The following is a 17,026-nucleotide window of genomic DNA, read 5'->3' on the forward strand; positions in this document are numbered from 1 at the left end:
GGTATAGCAAAAAAAAGTCCGTTTCTATTCTTAGAGACGGACTTTCTGTTTATATGCATATTTTTATTGAGACCAGCCTGTCGGGGTTCTGTCCCAGCGGTGTTTTTTAAGCTCCGCGAGCAATGCAGGAGATAGTCCTTTGCCATCGCTGCTGGCCATATTTGCTTCCACGTTTCTGATTTTACGCATACCCGGAATGGTGGTGCTGATATCAGGATTGCTGAGAATGAAGCGCAGCGCCATTTCTGGCATGGTCATGCCTGCGGGGATCAATGGTTTCAGTGCATCTGCATGTTCCACACTGGAATGCAGGTTTTCCGGCACGAAATAACTCGCGCGCCAGTCGCCGGCAGGGAAAGTGGTTTCATTGGTAAAGGTGCCGGTGAGGGTGCCTTCATCGAAAGGAACGCGTGCAATCACGCCGATATTGAGCTCACGGCAGAGTGGGAGGAGGTTGTCTTCCGGTGCCTGATCGAAAATATTATAGATTACCTGTACGGAATCGATAAGGCCGGTGCGTAAGGTGTTGAGGCAGTTATCCGGTTCCCAGCGGTTTACGCTCACGCCCCAGTGTTTTACTTTACCTTCTTTTGTCAGTTTGGTGATGGCTTCTTTCCATTCGTCCTGTGCAGCCCAGTTGTCTTCCCATACGTGGAACTGCTGCAGGTCTATGCTGTCTACACCCAGGTTTTTCAGGCTTTTCTCCGTGTATTCCACGATATAGTCAGCGGGGAATACGTCCTGTATATTGAATTCCGGTTTGGAAGGCCATTTACGGTTTTTAGGAGGTATTTTGGTAGCTGCATACAAACGTTTGCCCGGATGGCGTTTGATGGTTTTGTTAAGGATTTCTTCGCTGAGTCCTTCGCCGTATCCCCAGGCGGTATCAAAGAAGTTACAGCCCAGTTCTATGGATTTGTCGAGTGCACGGTTGACTTCTGCTTCTTCGGAGCCTGTCCAGCCAGCCATGCCCCACATACCGTATCCCACTTCACTGATCTTCCAGCCGGTTCTGCCAAATACTCTGTATTCCATGTGTTATAATTTTCCGATGATTAATAAGAGCGATAAATATACATCAAAACTTATTCAGCTGCCAGCTTCAGGAGAAATTCCCTGAAACCCTTGTTGGAATAGTCTTTTGCACCTGTATACCTTTCTCTGATGTTTCCTTTTTTGTCGATGATAACTGTAGTAGGTAAGGTGCCGCTATATACTTTGGGAGCGATGTCTGAGGCTGCACTGTATAACGGCAACGAATATCCGTTTTTCTGTTGGAAGGCCGCTGCTTTGGGCAGGTTGCTGTCTGCATCTACAATGAGGAAAACGATGTCAGCATTATTTTTCAGGTCCTGGTGCAATTGGTTGAGTGCCGGCATTTCGGCGCGGCATGGAGGGCACCAGGTAGCCCAGATGTTAAGGAAAATTACTTTCCCTTTCAAAGCACCTATGGTGACGCTGTTGCCGGATTCATCCACGAATCGGGTATCCGGCGGCATTTCATTGCCGGTGCCGGCATCACTGACACCTGGCTGAAACAAGCCGATGGCCATGAGGCCACGTGTCAGGTAGGATTTGGCATCCGGACTCACCAGTATAACAATGATGAACACTAAGAAGATACCGTTGATTATATTGCTGCGGTTAAACCATTTATGCTTCATATGCATTAACAATGTACGTCAATTTAGGAGAATGCTGCCGGAGGGTATATATAAGCGGCAGGATGTCGGGATTGCCTCAGTGTTTGTCGGTATGGCACCGTAATTAATTGGCATGATACCCGTAAATTTATGATACCTAAATTTCATTGTTATGCAGAAAATAGTTCCTTTCCTTTGGTTTAATAACCAGGCAGAAGAAGCCGTTAATTTTTATCTCTCCGTATTTAAAAATGGTAAAATCATTAGCATGGTGAGAAACGGTCCTAATGGTCCTGGTCCGGAGGGCACGGTATGGTCGGCTGTTTTTGAGCTGGAAGGCATTACTTTCTATGCATTGAATGGCGGCCCTATGTTTAGCTTTACGCCTGCTATTTCCTTGTATATAGATTGTCAGACCCAGGAAGAAATTGATGAGATATGGGAGAAGATGACTTCAGATGGCGGTAAGCCGCTCAGTTGCGGCTGGGTGACCGATAAATTCAATTTAACATGGCAGGTGGTTCCTTCTCAGCTGACAAAGCTGTTGCAGGATAAAGACCCTGTGCGTGCCGGACGTGTAAATGAGGTCATGATGAAAATGGAAAAGCTGATCATTAAAGATTTACAGGATGCCTATGATGGTAAGATCGGGTAACCGTTGACGTTGTTGATTCCTGTATAAAACGGCAGACAGTAATGGTGGTAAGCCATTGCTGTCTGCCGTTTTCGTTTGTGTGACCAGGTTCGGATGATAAACATTTGCTTTTCCGCAGTCGACACCGAAGGTGTCGACTGGTTATTACGCCCCTTCGGGGCGTGGATTATTTTGCTTAATTTCTTAATCGTCTTTTTAAAAAAAATTATTTTCTTCACTTTTCTTGCAAAAATTATTTTCTCTCTCCTTTTATAAAGATGTGTTTTTGTAAAATATTGTTTATTAATTTCTTATGATTAGTTTTACAAGATGAATTCCATGCTTATAAATACATCTCTTTTAAAAAACTTAATAAAAAAATATATTAACTATATTGTAGTTTAGTAAAAATATATATATTCACGTTACTGTAATTCGAATATCAACCAAAAATCAGGGACGTACCGCGCATCACCTTCCTGACATAAAACAACGATAACGCCGACGGGCCAACGAAACGACCAGCAACCTGGCCGTACTGGAGATCGTCATTTCACCTTATTGAACAACACAACTACATGCTAACTATCACCAAAAAAAGATCGCATATGAAAGAACGGCTACTTATCCCGTGCCTTATGCTGCTACTGCTAATCACCACTGTGGTGAAAGGCCAGTCCGGTAACATCTCCGGTAAAATCACCGACCACGACAGCGGCGAACCTCTCCCGGGTGTTACCGTTCGTGTCAAAGGAAAAAACACCGCCGTACAGTCGGATGCCAAAGGGCTCTTCTCCTTAAACGCCACACCACAGGATGTACTGATACTCTCCATCATCGGCTACAATCCCATCGAGCAAACTGTAGGTCGTTCTACCGAATTTAAAATACAACTCACTGCACAGGCTATCGGTTTGAAAGACCTGGTAGTGGTTGGTTATGGCACACAGAAAAAAGCCAATCTCACCGGCGCACTCACTTCTCTGAAAACAGAAGATATAACTAAAAGACAGGTAGCCTCAACTTCCAACCTCCTCCAGGGCCTCGCGCCAGGCGTAATGGTAACACAACAATCCGGTAAACCCGGTACAGATGGTGCCACCATCAAGATCCGCGGAGAAGGTTCTATCTATGCAGGTTCTGATCCACTCATCCTCGTAGACGGTGTGCAGATGAACATGGATGCCGTAGATCCCAATACCATCGAAAGTATTACTGTATTAAAGGATGCGGCATCTACCGCTATCTATGGTAGCCGCGCCACCAACGGTGTAGTACTCGTTACTACCCGCAGAGGTAAAGGCAACGGACTGGCTATGCAATACAATGCATACGTTTCCAAACAGGAAGCAACCAACCTGCCACAAAAGGTAAGCGCCATCGAGCATATGCAATATGCGAACATCGCCCGCCAGAATACTACCGGCAACCCAAACTCATTTGCATTTGATACAGTGCTGATTAATAAATACAAACAAAACCCTGCTGATAACTTTAATTATTTCAATACCGACTGGGAGAAAATGGTACTCACCAACAATGGCCTGATGCAGAACCATAACCTGAACCTCAGTCTGGGTAGCGAGAATATTAAATTCTTTGCCTCCGGTACCTACCTGAAGCAACAAGGGCTTACCCCAAATACCTACTATACAAAATATGATGTACGCATGAATGCAGACATCAAACTTTCTGATAAAGTAAGTCTGCGTGGTGATTATATCTACAATAAATCTGCCCGTAACGAGCCTGCGGGTTCTACGCCGGAATTTATCATCAAACAGATGCTGGGTATGCCTGCAAATGCTGCCGGTAAATTCGCAGATGGTAAATACGGAGATGCCGGCCAGAGCGCCAAAAGGAATCCTATTGGTCAGGCAGAAGCAAGTGGTATCAATCTCAACGAAACACCTTCCAATATCCTGAAGGCAACTTTAGTATACCGTCCGATCAAAGAACTGGAATTTGAAGCCTGGTTCTCCAATAATACCTATAATGCACACAATAAGAAATTCATCCAGAACTATGCAGTATATCGCCCCGATGTTGCCAACAATCAACTGGTACTGGATACTTATTATCCCGGTCAGAACATCCTGAGCGAGGCTTATTCTAATAATAAACTGAACTATTATACGATTCAGGGAACCTTTCATAAACAATATGGTGGCCATGAGATCAAGTTCCTGGCTGGTTTCCAGGCGGAAGATTTCAGCGTGTCATCGCTCGGCGCTTCCAGAACCGACTTCCCATCCAATGATCCGTACATGAACATTGGTACCAAAAACCTGAATAACAGTGGCGGCGCCAGCGCTTACTTCCTCGAAAGCTTCTACGGCAGATTAAACTATTCCTATAAAGATAAATACCTCCTCGAGCTGAACGGAAGGGCGGATGGTTCTTCCCGTTTCTCGCAGGAATTCAATAACCAATGGGGGTATTATCCTTCTGTTTCTGCAGGCTGGATACTCAGCCAGGAAAAGTTCTTCGAACGCCTGAATAAAGTAGTGAGTTTCGCCAAGATCAGGGCTTCCTACGGATCGCTGGGTAATCAGTCGCTGAAAGAATATTATCCTTTCGTAGCCACCCTCAATACTACCACTGTTAATTATTATTTCAATAGTAAGAATAATTCAGGGGTCGCACAAACAGATGCGGCCAATCCAATGATCTCCTGGGAAAAATCTACCCAGAAAAATATCGGTGCCGACTTCCTCTTCCTGAAAGATAGACTGAGCATGTCTTTTGACTATTATATCAAAGATGTGTCAGCAATGTTGCTGAAACGTCCTATTCCAAATTATGTAGGTCTTGCGGCTCCGTACATCAACATCGGATCCATGCAGAACAAAGGCTGGGAGCTCGCATTGGGATGGAAGGATAAGATCGGCAAGTTCCGCTATGATGTTGGCTTTAACCTGAGTGATGTACGTAATAACGTGAAAGACCTTGGTGGTGTTGATATTATTGATGGTGCATTCATTACTACACCGGGATCGCCTATACGTTCTTACTATGGTTATGTGGCAGATGGTTACTACCAGAATGCCGACGAAGTAACAAAAGGACCTTTCTTCCAGAGCACTACCAAGCCTGGTGATATCCGTTACAAAGATTTCAGCGGTCCTGAAGGCAAGCCAGACGGTAAAATTGATGCCTACGACCGTAAGGTGCTTGGCAACAGTATGCCACACTATGAATATAGCCTTAACCTCAACGGCTACTGGAAAAACTTCGACCTGAATATTTTCCTGCAGGGTGTCGGCAAACGTGATAACTATGTGAGTGGTACAGGTGCATGGGCATTCTATAGTGCCGACTTCATCGGAACCATGTATTCCTGGCAGAAAGATTTCTGGACACCGGAAAACCCGAACGCTGCATATCCACGACTGACGGAGAATCCAAGCTTCCCGACTTCTACCTTCTGGATGAAAAATGGTGCATATCTCCGCGTGAAAAATATTGCACTGGGCTATACCTTTAGCGGTCAGCATGTGAAGTTCGTGAAGATACAATCATTACGTGTGTACGTAAGCGGTAGTAACCTGTTTACGCATTCCGGCTATGCACCGGGCTTCGATCCGGAGATCAATAATATCAACGGTGAATTCTATCCGGTGATGAAAACATTCACAGCAGGGCTGAACCTGAAATTTTAAACTTTAAAAAAATCAGCGATGAAGCGCATTAGTATATTTTTACTGGCAGCAGCTGCCTTCTCCTCCTGTAAAAAGGATTTGAACAAACAGCCGCTGGATAGTCCGTCATCAGGTAGCTATTACACCAACGAGGCAGAAGTAAGTCTTGGTTTGACCGGTGTTTATTCCAGTACCTACTGGAACCTGAGTAATAGCATTCCTGTTCAGATCTCTTTTGATCAGTATACCGACCTTGGGCTGGAACGTGCACCTGGCATAGCTGCGGGTACGTATGATGCTACTACTGGTACCATTGGTACTACCTGGCAGCTGATATATAAAACCGTTTCCTATGCCAATAACCTCCTCGATGGTATGGTGAGGGCAAAAGGTAATATGCTGCCGGACAACTACAACAGGATGGATGCAGAAGCCCGTGTATTAAGGGCCTGGGCTTATTATCACCTGATAGGTTTGTATGGAGATGTTCCTTTTTATACAAAACCGTTATTGCCTTCAGAATTTTATAACCAGGCACGTGTTGATAAAAATAAAATTGGTGATTTCCTGCTCACAGATCTTGATAGCGCAGCAACCAAACTGCCATGGCAGCCTGCAGACCAGGGAAGAGTAAGCAGGGGAGTGGCGCTGGGACTGAAATCAAAACTGGCGTTGATGCTTCAGCGTTATGATGTAGCCGCTACTGCCGCAAATGATGTGATCAAGAGTGCACAATATAGCCTCAATCCTGTATTTGCCAATCTGTTCAAAAAAACCGGGCAGGCGGCCAACGCAGGTAAAGAGATCATGTATATCCTGCCTTTCCCCGATGATGCGGTGAATCCGGTGAGCTACGTAGCTATAGGTCAGGGCTCCCGCGCTATCAGTGCGCAATCAGGCCGTTTCCCTATTCAGCCGCTGGTAGACAGATTTGAATGTACCGATGGTAAACGTATCGATCAATCGCCTTTGTATGACCCGGCAAACCCTTCTAAAAACAGGGACCCGCGCCTGAAACAAACCGTTACCATGAATGGTGATACTATTTCACTGACAGCCAGTGGTACGCTCAGAAGGTGCGTGTATAGTTGCTATAACAACGCAGCAGGTAAAGCTGAAACTATGTTCTATAACTTCGCTACCGGTACCTGGGCTTCTGCTTCCAATGCAGATATGACCAATATCTACGGCCCTGTATTGAATGGCGTTGGGTACCTCTGGGCTAAATATACCTACGATGATGCACAGGACGCCTTTACCAGCAAAACCGGGTTTATCTATATGCGGTATGCAGAAATTCTGCTGACCTATGCAGAAGCTAAAGTAGAAGGCGGTCAGTTGGATGCGTCTGTAATAGCGGCTGTTAACCAGGTGCGTCAGCGTGCGGGCATGCCCGTAGTGGATGCGGTGGTAGCTGGAGACCTGGCTAAGATGAAGCAGCTGGTAAGAAGAGAAAAAGTAGTGGAACTGGCAAATGAAGGTATTCACCTGTTCGATATGCGCAGATGGAAAACCGGCAAAACAGCGATGAATACCTTTGTGTATGGTGCTGCTGCCAAATCCAATGTGCCTGCAGCTGTTCCGTCATTTGGCGGTGCTGGTTCTGAAACAGACCTCAACGATATCCCTGACTATACCAACAGTGCTACGGTGCGCTTTAAACGTGAGCAGCGCTACTTTATAGATCCGCGTGATTACTTGTGGCCAATACCACAGGGCGAACGTGACATGAATAAGTTACTGGGGCCTAACCCCGGATGGTAATAAACCATGCTATGAAAACCGGCGTCCTTTGCAGTAGGGACGCCGGTTTTGTTTTTAGTCGTATTTTTGCAGCTATGAAACAGTACCTTTTTACTTCACCGCGATTAGGCTTCAGGCAATGGCTTCCGGAGGATACACTGCCTTTTGCTGCTATCAATGCTGATCCGGTAGCGATGGAATTTTTTCCTATGCTGATGACTGAAGAGGAGACCCGTAATATGATCGCCAGGATGCAGCAGCATTTTGATCAGTACGGCTACGGATTGTATGCGGTGGATCTGCTGGAAACCGGACAGTTCATAGGTTTCGTAGGTTTTAATCATCCGCAGTTTGAGGCATGGTTTACCCCATGTGTGGAAATAGGCTGGCGACTGGCACCTGCGGTATGGAACAATGGCTATGCTACGGAAGCGGCTATACGTTGCTTTGAATATGCCTTTGAAGAATTGGGACTGAAAGATGTCTATGCTTTCACAACCATTTCCAATAAGAAGTCGGAACGTATTATGCAAAAAGCCGGGATGCAGCATGCCGGTTTTTTTGATCACCCCAAACTCGCTGCTGATCACCCTTTTGCACCACACACTTTGTACAGGATTACAACACCCACCAGTAAATAGTATAACAGATAGCCAGCGGCCCGAAGAACAGCAGGCACAGGCCCGGCAGCCGGAAGTCTTTCTGGCTCAGGAACCCGGAAGATAAGGCAATGGCATTGGGAGGAGTGGAGATAGGAAGTAAGATGCCGATACTACAGGAAAACCCGATGGCGATAGATACAAACGCCACATCGTTAGGCATGAGGCTGTTGGCCAGTGGTATCAGGATACTCGCTGCTGCCGTACTGCTCATGAAATTGGAAATAAATACTGTCAGATAGGAAAATACCAGTACTGCCATAAATTTATCTGTAGGCAGGGTTATTTTTGTGGCTACATAGTCCAGCAGGCCTGTTTCCTGTGCCGCCATGCCCAGTGTGAGTCCGCCGGCTACCAGCAAAAGCGTATCCCAGGATATCAGCCGGATATGCTTTTGCTGGATAACGCCTGTAAGTGTGAGTAGCATCATGGGCATAAACGAAACGGCCGCAACAGGGATATGTGTCACCGAGGAGGTGAGCCATAGTATCAGTGTCAGCACGAAAGTAATGCCTACGATCCAGCGGTCCTGCAACTCTGAATAGGTGTAGGTATGGTCGGGGTTATCGTTGCCGCCATATAGTGCCGGTACTTCAGCTACCAACGGTTTGTAGCGCCAGTGTAACAATATCCAGCCCAGGAAAGTGAAGCCCAGCGCCAGCGGGGCGCCCATCTCCATCCAGTAGAGGAAACTAATCGTAATACCTTTTTTAGCGGCTGCTTCTACGGCCATCGCATTGATGGGACTGCCTATAATGGTGCCCATGCCGCCAAAAGAAGCTGCTATGGCTATTCCCAGGAATATGCTTTTGGTGAAGGGGTCTTTTTTGTCCAGCTTTTTGGCCAGTGGCGTGAAGATGGCCACCATCATAGCGGCTGTAGCGGTATTGGATACCCCCAGCATAGATAGTAACATGGTGAGTAGCATGATGCCCAGCAATAGCCTTGTTGGCTTGTTTCCAAACATCTTCAGTGCAAAATTGGCGATGGATTTATCCAGCGAAGTAAGTTGTATGCCCAGTGAAATAAAGAAACCACCCATCATCATCCATATCACCGGACTGGACCAGGTGCCTGCGTACCGTTCCCAGTCGGGGTTTACATTGCGGATGCTGGCGTCGTGCAGGAAATATACCGAATAACATATCACAAACATGCTCACGGCGAAAGGAGGCATGGCGTCTGTAATCCAGAAACCTACTGCCAGCATGATCAGTACCGACGCATTCAGCGCGGTGTCAGGCATGTCGCGGGGTAAAAGCCAGATACGCACAACCGCAGCGGTGACGACTACCAGCAGAAACAGGGTTACTTTCTGGCCCAGCGGCCATTTCTCTTTAATGAAATCTTCCAGGTTACGCGGTGATTCAAAATGCATGTGCTGCTTCAGGTTGTAGTAGTCATAGGTGGTTAACAATTGGCAGATATAAATGTTTAGTTATGTAGATGAATGTGTTATGAATCAATTTTGAACAAGTGTTTAATACATTTGTTTAATTGGAAATACTGATCTACATTTGATTTATAATTTTGGGAGATGGCTAAAGCGACCAGTAAAAAGAAGGACCTCGATGCCTCTGCGGAAGAAAAGATCATGGCCGCAGCAAGGGTAGTATTTACACGTAACGGCTACGCCGCTACGACAGTACGTGACATTGCCGCCGAAGCTGACCTCAACTTTTCCCTGGTAAACTATTATTTCCGCAGTAAGGAAAAGCTCTTCGAGCTGATCATGCTCGATGCCATCAAACAGCTCCTGTCAGGCCTGAAAGACCTGCTCAACGACACGCATACATCTGCCATGGAGAAAATCGATGCCGTATGCCCGAAGTATATGGATATGCTGCTGGCGCATCCCGACCTGCCGCTATTTGTGATGACAGGCATCGCCAATAACGCCATCAGCTCCCCGGAAATCTCCAAAGCCCTTATCGATAATAATATCTTCCTGCAATCCTATTTTCTTAAACAATTACAGGAGCTATATAATAAAAATAAACTCGCGATCGAACCCCTCCATCTTGTGATGAACATGATGAGCATGCTCACCCTACCCTTCATCGCCAGGACAATGCTCCTCCGATCGGGCACCGTAGACATGAAAATGTTCAGGCAAATGATGGAAGACCGCAAACAAAAGATACCCATCTGGCTGAAAGCCATGATGTAACTATATCATACATAATATTTCAATACCGCGAAAACATGGTACAGAAGCATTGTAGAAAATGGCTGTTGTTCCTGCTGTTGCTGCCATCGTATGCTGCCTGGTCACAGGCACTCACGATAGAACAGTGTTACAGCATGGCAAGAGAGAACTATCCCTTGATAAAGCGCTACGACCTGATTAAGGCCACTGGAAAATATTCCCTCTCCAACGCCGGCAAGGTATACCTGCCCACCGTGAATTTTTCCGGACAAGCCACTTATCAGTCGGATGTGGTGAATGCGGCAGACCTGCTCCCGGCTAACCTCGGGGTGTCTTTTCCCACTTTCAGTAAAGATCAGTATAAACTGGTAGGAGAAGTGCAGCAAACGATTTTCGATGCCAATGCCAGCCATTACCAGAAAGAACTGATCAAAGCCAATACTGCTGCAGATCAGCAGAACCTGGAAGTTAGCCTCTACGCGGTACGCGAACGCATCAACGAGTTTTACTTTTCCATCCTTCTGATGGATGAGCAGCTGAAACAAAACGATATCCGTACCAATGACCTCAACAGTGCCATCGCCAAAGTAGAAGCCGCTTACCGCAACGGTGCCGCCTACCGCAGCAATGTAGATGAACTGAAGGCAGAACTGAGCAATGCCCGCTCTTCTGATATACAGTTCCGGTCTAACCGCAGTGCCTATATGAAAATGCTAAGTGTATTTATCGGCAAAGATCTGGGCGATAGCACCAAACTGACGATGCCGGAAGAACAATCTGTCGCATCAGATATTCACCGCCCGGAACTGAGCTGGTACGAATACCGGCGCAAAACAATGGAAGTACAGGAACAACAGCTGAAATCGGACTACCTGCCACGCTTCAACGCCTTCTTTCAGGGCGCCTATGGCAGGCCCACGCTCAATTTCCTCAGCAACGAGTTCGGCTGGTGGTACTTTACGGGATTGCGCATGAGCTGGAACCTGGGGAGTCTGTACAGCCTGAAAAATAACAAACGTATCATCGAAAATAACCGCAAGTCGGTGTCGGTAGAAGAAGAAACATTTCTCTATAATACTAACCTCTCTCTTATCCAGCAAAGGGAAGAGCTAAAGAAATACCATGCGATGATCGCAGAAGATGAGGAAGCCATCACCTTCCGGGCTTCTGTAAAACAGTCTGCAAAAGCACAGCTGGAGAATGGTGTCATCACCGTTCATGATTATATCAACCAGCTGAATGCCGAGAATCAGGCCCGGCAAACGCTGATCCTGCACCAGTTACAGCTGCTGCAGGCAGGTTATCAATATAAATATACTTCTGGCAACTAATATTATTTCCATGAAACAACTGATTGTTTTCACGATTGCACTGATTAGTATGACCGCCTGCGGCGATAAAAAACAATCGCAGGATGCCTCCGGGAATTTCGAAGCGGATGAAGTAATCGTATCTGCACAGCAAAATGGCGAGCTGCTTAGCTTCAACGTGGTGGAAGGTACTGTACTTCGTGCAGGCGACAGCGTAGGACAGATAGACGTAAAAATCCCTTCCCTGCAAAAGGCACAGGTAGAAGCCTCTATTGCTGCACTGCAACAAAAGACCAGCTCTCCGGCAGAGAAAAATGAACTGGTGAGAAAACAGCTGGCTGTCCAGGAATCCCAGCTGGAACAGCTGATACGCGAACAGAAACGCACGGAGAACCTGGTAAAGGAAGATGCTGCCACCCGCAAGCAACTCGATGACCTCAACAGCCAGGTAGACCAGATGCACAAACAAATTGCGGCCACCAGGCAGCAAATGAACCTGGACGACTATACCACCGGTGTCCAGAATAAAACGGTACTCAGTGAAAAAGCACCGCTGGAAATGTCGGCAGCACAATATGCCGAACAAATCCGTAAAGGTAAGATCATCAACCCGATTACCGGCATGGTACTTACCAGGTATGCCCTGCAGGGAGAACTGGCCACTATAGGAAAGCCGCTGTACAAGATCGCCAACACAGACACACTCTATCTGCGTGCATACGTAGACGGTACACAGCTGCCACAGATCAAAACAGGACAACAGGTAACCGTTCGCATCGATCAGGGCAGGAAATCCTATAAAAACTATACCGGCACCATCAGCTGGATATCTGATAAATCTGAGTTTACCCCTAAAACTATTCAGACGAAAAACGAAAGGGCAAACCTGGTATACGCCATCAAGGTGCGCGTCAAAAATGATGGCTTCCTGAAAATAGGCATGTATGGCGAAGCCTTATGGTCTCAACAGTAAACCGGAAAGAGTATGAGTGCAGTTATTTTGGACAGCATCACAAAAACATATGAATCCGGCCAGATACTGGCGGTGGATAATGTTTCGCTGGAAATACAGAAAGGAGAAATATTCGGACTGATCGGCCCTGACGGCGCCGGCAAAACATCTATTTTCCGCATACTGACCACGCTGCTGCTGGCAGATAAAGGTAATGCCAGCGTAGAAGGCAACGACGTAATAAAGGACTATAAAGCCATTCGCAACATCGTAGGTTACATGCCGGGCAGGTTCTCCCTCTACCAGGACCTGACAGTAAAAGAAAACCTCAACTTCTTTGCCACCCTGTTCGGTACCACCATCAAAGAAAATTATGATATCATTAAAGATATCTATGATCAGATAAAACCCTTTAACGACCGGCGTGCAGGCAAACTCTCCGGTGGTATGAAACAGAAACTGGCCCTCTGCTGTGCACTGATACATAAGCCGGTAGTGCTTTTCCTCGATGAGCCTACCACCGGTGTGGATGTGGTATCGAGAAAGGAGTTCTGGGATATCCTTGCCAGGCTTAAAGCACAAGGCATTACAATATTGGTATCCACACCCTATATGGATGAAGCCAGTCTTTGTGAACGCATTGCATTAATGCAGCAAGGCCGTATCCTGCAGATAGATACACCGGACAACATTATTAAAAGCTATCCGGTGAAATTATATGCCGCCAAAGCTGATAATATCTTTCAGCTCTTACAGGATATGCGTGCCAGTGATAAGATAGACAGCTGCTTCGCCTTCGGTGAATTTCTGCACCTGACCATGAAGCAGGACCAGCCAGGGGACCTGGACTATCTGCGGAAATACGCGGCAGAAAAGCATCATGGGGGTATCGACATCAAAGTAATTACACCGGGTATTGAAGATACCTTCATCCGGTTAAGTAATCATAATTAAAGGTATATGGAGGAAAAGGTAATCGTATGTAAAGACCTGACAAAGCGCTTCGGCGACTTTTACGCCGTTAATAAAATCTCTTTTGAAGTAAATAAAGGAGAGATATTCGGCTTCCTCGGTGCTAACGGTGCCGGTAAAACGACGGCCATGCGCATACTGTGCGGACTTTCCTATCCCACCTCCGGAACAGCTGCCGTAGCAGGTTTTGATGTATATAAGCAGCAGGAGAATATCAAGCGCAACATCGGTTATATGAGTCAGAAATTCTCGCTCTATGAGAACCTGACCATTATGGAAAATATAGAATTCTATGGCGGCGTATATGGCCTGACAAGGCCCGTGATCAAAGAACGGAGCAATGAACTGATCAGACACCTGGGATTGGAAAAGGAAGCAAAAAAGCTGGTGGCAGGACTGCCGCTGGGCTGGAAACAGAAGCTGGCTTTTTCAGTAGCCATCTTTCACCGGCCAAGAATTGTATTCCTCGATGAACCGACCGGAGGCGTAGATCCCGTTACCAGGCGCCAGTTCTGGGACATGATCTATCAGGCCGCCGCAGATGGGATCACCGTTTTTGTGACCACCCACTATATGGATGAAGCAGAATATTGTAACCGCATCACCATCATGGTAGATGGCCGCATTGAAGCCCTCGATGCACCGCAGGCGCTGAAAGCACGGTTCAATGCCGATAATATGGAAGAGGTTTTTTATCAGCTGGCAAGAGGTGCAAAACGTTCATCAGACTGACGTATTATGAAGCAGTTACTTGTATTCATCAGAAAAGAATTTTACCACGTATTCCGCGACCGGCGTACGTTGCTGATCATGTTTGGACTGCCGCTGGCGCAGATCCTGCTGTTTGGTTATGCGCTGACCAGCGAGGTGAAAAATGCCGATATCATTATCAGTGATCAGTCCAAAGATCCCAATACCGCAAAGATCATCAGCAAAATAAAATCATCTGTCTACTTTATTGTACAGGAGAAACACCTGGAAGATAAAGCCATTGATGAGGAGTTTAAAAAGGGTAAAGTGAAATGTGTGCTGCTGTTTCCGCCCTCATTCGGAGAAGATCTCCGGCATACGGGCAAGGCAACGGTGCAGATCATCGCTGATGGCTCTGATCCCAATACCGCAAAAACAATTATTAATTATCTCACCGCATTTATAGCAGATTACCAGCTAACCCTGCTGCCCGGAGATGCAACACCGGTAGGTATTACACCGCAGTTACGCATGTTGTACAACCCGGAAGGTAATGGCTCGCTGAACTTTATTCCCGGTGTAATCGCACTGATATTTATGATCGTTTGCAGTACCCTGACTTCAGTATCTGTAGTGCGGGAAAAAGAGCTGGGCACGATGGAAGTCTTGCTGGTATCACCTTTTCACCCCATCATGGTGCTACTGGCAAAGGCAATTCCTTTCCTGGTATTATCACTGGTGAATTTTATTTTCATATTGGTGTTGAGTGTCGGGTTCCTTGGTATTGCCATCAAAGGGAGTATCCTGCTTTTATTCGCAGAGAGTACGCTATTTATTATTACCTGTCTCTCGGTTGGGTTACTGATTTCCAATATTGCCAGTTCACAGCAGGGGGCCATGTTGATATCGATGATGGGTATGATGTTGCCCACTTTATTATTTACAGGTTTTATGTACCCGCTGGAAAATATGCCCTGGCCATTACAGCTGATATCCAATATAGTGCCAGCAAGATGGTATTACCTGATCGTGAAAGCAGTGATGTTGAAAGGGCTTGGGTTTAGTTATGTATGGAAAGAAACACTCGTTTTATTGGGGATGACCACCGCTTTGCTGACCGCTGCATTACTTAAATTTAAAACCAGGTTGGAATAATGAAAAGGCTGAGTTTTATATTACAGAAAGAGTTCAGGCAGATTTTCCGGGATAAGATGATCCTGGTGATGATGTTTGCTATGCCTACCATTCAGCTGATCATCATGCCGCTGGCGGCCAATTTTGAAGTGAAGGATATCAAGCTGGTGATCGTCGATAATGACCATAGTACGATGGTACAGCGGCTGATATCCAAATTGGGGGCCTCCGGGTATTTTCGTATTGTCGGTGCAGAAAATTCTTTTCCGGCAGCATTAAAATATATAGAAGAGAATCGTGCGGATGTAGTAGTGGAGATTCCTGCGCATTTTGAAAGGGATCTCGTACGGGAAGGGCATGAGGAAGTAGCGTTATCAATTGACGCGATCAATGGTGCCAGGGCGGGTATTGGAGGGGCTTACCTGAATAGTATTATCAATGACTTCAGTAACAGTACGGAACTGGATTTCATCAGGGAGGCGCAGCAGGTGAGTGCAGCAGATGTTCCCGTCATTAACATGACCTATAGCACCTGGTATAATCCGCATGAAGAATATAAGTATTATATGGTGCCAGCCATCTTTGTACTATTGCTTACACTGATAGGAGGGTTTATGTCCGCCTTAAATATTGTAAAAGAAAAAGAGATCGGCACTATTGAGCAAATTAATGTGACACCTATCCGCAAATATGAATTCATCACAGGTAAGCTGGTGCCGTTCTGGGTGGTGGGTATGATCATCTTTACGATTGGGTTATTAGTGGCAAGGCTGATGTATGGTATTGTACCGGTAGGGTCGTTATGGTTACTGTATTTATTTGCGGCTGTCTACCTGGTGGCGTTGCTGGGGTTTGGTCTGCTGATATCTACCTATAGTTCAAATCAGGTACAGGCCATGTTTCTGGCATTTTTCTTTATGATGATATTTATGCTGATGAGTGGTATGTTTACCGCTACCGAGAGCATGCCGCCCTGGGCCAGGGTGATCTCCTCCTTAACACCGGTTACACATTTTGTTACCGTGGTACGCATGATTATTTTGAAGGGCAGCACCTTTGGAGATGTAAAATTACAACTGGGGTACCTGGTGATTTTCGCCATAGTGCTGAATGGCTGGGCGGTCTGGAACTACCGTAAAACTTCCTGAGTCAAACATATTATGTTTAAAAATAGGTACGTTGTAGTGATACAGCGTACTTTTTTTTGTCTTAAATTGAACTCATTACCAAACCAACTAGGTAAGTTGATATTATTTTTACGGAAACGTTTGCCGTGTTTTTTGCATAACAATCAAAATTTAATCGCAGTAGCCAACAATATGTACAGCAAGGATCTTCAGACCTATATCATTTTAACAATTCCTGATAGATTTTTTTAGAACAGTTAAAAATGTAGTCAAATATTGCTTTTTTGTTAAAATAATATTTATTTCAATCGATTGCTTTTTGTATTTTTATCGCGTACTGTTTAAATAAAGAGTATACTGATACAATAAATT

Annotated in this window: 14 protein-coding genes; 11 read left to right on the forward strand and 3 right to left on the reverse strand. The window is 45.9% G+C overall.

The features are described from left to right. Nucleotides 1-63 precede the first annotated feature (63 nt). Nucleotides 64-1,035, reverse strand: coding sequence for an aldo/keto reductase (locus F3J22_RS21270; protein WP_167019944.1), 972 nt, complete (start codon nt 1,033-1,035; stop codon nt 64-66). A 50-nt stretch (nt 1,036-1,085) separates the two neighbouring features. Next, a complete protein-coding gene (locus F3J22_RS21275) occupies nt 1,086-1,670 on the reverse strand; it encodes a TlpA disulfide reductase family protein (protein WP_167019945.1) in 585 nt (194 codons plus the stop codon). Between the two features lie 145 nt (nt 1,671-1,815). Here F3J22_RS21275 and F3J22_RS21280 point away from each other — a divergent pair, with 145 nt between their 5' ends. The 4 genes from F3J22_RS21280 (at nt 1,816) to F3J22_RS21295 (ending at nt 8,302) form a co-directional block, all read left to right on the forward strand. Next, a complete protein-coding gene (locus F3J22_RS21280) occupies nt 1,816-2,298 on the forward strand; it encodes a VOC family protein (RefSeq protein WP_167019946.1) in 483 nt (160 codons plus the stop codon). Nucleotides 2,299-2,915: 617 nt separating this feature from the next. Then, nucleotides 2,916-5,939 (forward strand): TonB-dependent receptor, encoded by a 3,024-nt coding sequence (locus F3J22_RS21285; protein WP_167019947.1) that lies wholly within the window; start codon nt 2,916-2,918, stop codon nt 5,937-5,939. Nucleotides 5,940-5,957: 18 nt separating this feature from the next. Next, nucleotides 5,958-7,682 carry a RagB/SusD family nutrient uptake outer membrane protein gene (locus F3J22_RS21290; protein ID WP_167019948.1) on the forward strand — a complete coding sequence of 575 codons (1,725 nt, stop codon included), beginning with the start codon at nt 5,958-5,960 and terminating at the stop codon, nt 7,680-7,682. A 74-nt stretch (nt 7,683-7,756) separates the two neighbouring features. Beyond that, nucleotides 7,757-8,302, forward strand: coding sequence for a GNAT family N-acetyltransferase (locus tag F3J22_RS21295; RefSeq protein ID WP_167019949.1), 546 nt, complete (start codon nt 7,757-7,759; stop codon nt 8,300-8,302). On the opposite strand, the gene F3J22_RS21300 is transcribed toward F3J22_RS21295, so the two are convergent. Next, nucleotides 8,280-9,737, reverse strand: coding sequence for a DASS family sodium-coupled anion symporter (locus F3J22_RS21300; protein ID WP_167019950.1), 1,458 nt, complete (start codon nt 9,735-9,737; stop codon nt 8,280-8,282). The two genes, F3J22_RS21295 and F3J22_RS21300, sit on opposite strands and share 23 nt — an antisense overlap. Before the next feature lie 120 nt (nt 9,738-9,857). Between F3J22_RS21300 and F3J22_RS21305 the strand changes: the two genes are divergently transcribed. The 7 genes from F3J22_RS21305 to F3J22_RS21335 are packed head-to-tail and all read left to right on the forward strand — an operon-like array spanning nt 9,858 to nt 16,675. After that, nucleotides 9,858-10,490, forward strand: coding sequence for a TetR/AcrR family transcriptional regulator (locus F3J22_RS21305; protein WP_167019951.1), 633 nt, complete (start codon nt 9,858-9,860; stop codon nt 10,488-10,490). 35 nt (nt 10,491-10,525) lie between these two features. Continuing rightward, nucleotides 10,526-11,800 (forward strand): TolC family protein, encoded by a 1,275-nt coding sequence (locus F3J22_RS21310; RefSeq protein WP_167019952.1) that lies wholly within the window; start codon nt 10,526-10,528, stop codon nt 11,798-11,800. A gap of 10 nt (nt 11,801-11,810) precedes the next feature. Beyond that, nucleotides 11,811-12,752 carry an HlyD family secretion protein gene (locus F3J22_RS21315; protein ID WP_167019953.1) on the forward strand — a complete coding sequence of 314 codons (942 nt, stop codon included), beginning with the start codon at nt 11,811-11,813 and terminating at the stop codon, nt 12,750-12,752. A gap of 12 nt (nt 12,753-12,764) precedes the next feature. Continuing rightward, on the forward strand, nt 12,765-13,685 hold the full coding sequence (locus F3J22_RS21320; RefSeq protein WP_167019954.1) for an ABC transporter ATP-binding protein: 921 nt from the start codon (nt 12,765-12,767) through the stop codon (nt 13,683-13,685). Between the two features lie 6 nt (nt 13,686-13,691). Beyond that, entirely contained in the window at nt 13,692-14,435 is a 744-nt protein-coding gene (locus tag F3J22_RS21325; protein WP_167019955.1) for an ABC transporter ATP-binding protein, read from the forward strand. Between the two features lie 6 nt (nt 14,436-14,441). Beyond that, entirely contained in the window at nt 14,442-15,548 is a 1,107-nt protein-coding gene (locus tag F3J22_RS21330; RefSeq protein WP_167019956.1) for an ABC transporter permease, read from the forward strand. After that, complete coding sequence (locus tag F3J22_RS21335) at nt 15,548-16,675, forward strand: ABC transporter permease (RefSeq protein WP_167019957.1); 1,128 nt, start codon at nt 15,548-15,550, stop codon at nt 16,673-16,675. Before F3J22_RS21330 ends, F3J22_RS21335 begins: the two co-directional genes overlap by 1 nt. The last annotated feature ends 351 nt before the right edge of the window (nt 16,676-17,026 follow it).

Origin of the sequence: Chitinophaga sp. Cy-1792 (assembly GCF_011752935.1) — a bacterium.
Taxonomy (GTDB): domain Bacteria; phylum Bacteroidota; class Bacteroidia; order Chitinophagales; family Chitinophagaceae; genus Chitinophaga.

Bases quoted from the DNA above. Each gene is read 5' to 3' on its own strand.
- F3J22_RS21270 (WP_167019944.1), bottom strand. From the start codon at position 1,035: ATGGAATACAGAGTATTTGGCAGAACCGGCTGGAAGATCAGTGAAGTG.
- F3J22_RS21275 (WP_167019945.1), bottom strand. From the start codon at position 1,670: ATGCATATGAAGCATAAATGGTTTAACCGCAGCAATATAATCAACGGT.
- F3J22_RS21280 (WP_167019946.1), top strand. From the start codon at position 1,816: ATGCAGAAAATAGTTCCTTTCCTTTGGTTTAATAACCAGGCAGAAGAA.
- F3J22_RS21285 (WP_167019947.1), top strand. From the start codon at position 2,916: ATGCTGCTACTGCTAATCACCACTGTGGTGAAAGGCCAGTCCGGTAAC.
- F3J22_RS21290 (WP_167019948.1), top strand. From the start codon at position 5,958: ATGAAGCGCATTAGTATATTTTTACTGGCAGCAGCTGCCTTCTCCTCC.
- F3J22_RS21295 (WP_167019949.1), top strand. From the start codon at position 7,757: ATGAAACAGTACCTTTTTACTTCACCGCGATTAGGCTTCAGGCAATGG.
- F3J22_RS21305 (WP_167019951.1), top strand. From the start codon at position 9,858: ATGGCTAAAGCGACCAGTAAAAAGAAGGACCTCGATGCCTCTGCGGAA.
- F3J22_RS21310 (WP_167019952.1), top strand. From the start codon at position 10,526: ATGGTACAGAAGCATTGTAGAAAATGGCTGTTGTTCCTGCTGTTGCTG.
- F3J22_RS21315 (WP_167019953.1), top strand. From the start codon at position 11,811: ATGAAACAACTGATTGTTTTCACGATTGCACTGATTAGTATGACCGCC.
- F3J22_RS21320 (WP_167019954.1), top strand. From the start codon at position 12,765: ATGAGTGCAGTTATTTTGGACAGCATCACAAAAACATATGAATCCGGC.
- F3J22_RS21325 (WP_167019955.1), top strand. From the start codon at position 13,692: ATGGAGGAAAAGGTAATCGTATGTAAAGACCTGACAAAGCGCTTCGGC.
- F3J22_RS21330 (WP_167019956.1), top strand. From the start codon at position 14,442: ATGAAGCAGTTACTTGTATTCATCAGAAAAGAATTTTACCACGTATTC.
- F3J22_RS21335 (WP_167019957.1), top strand. From the start codon at position 15,548: ATGAAAAGGCTGAGTTTTATATTACAGAAAGAGTTCAGGCAGATTTTC.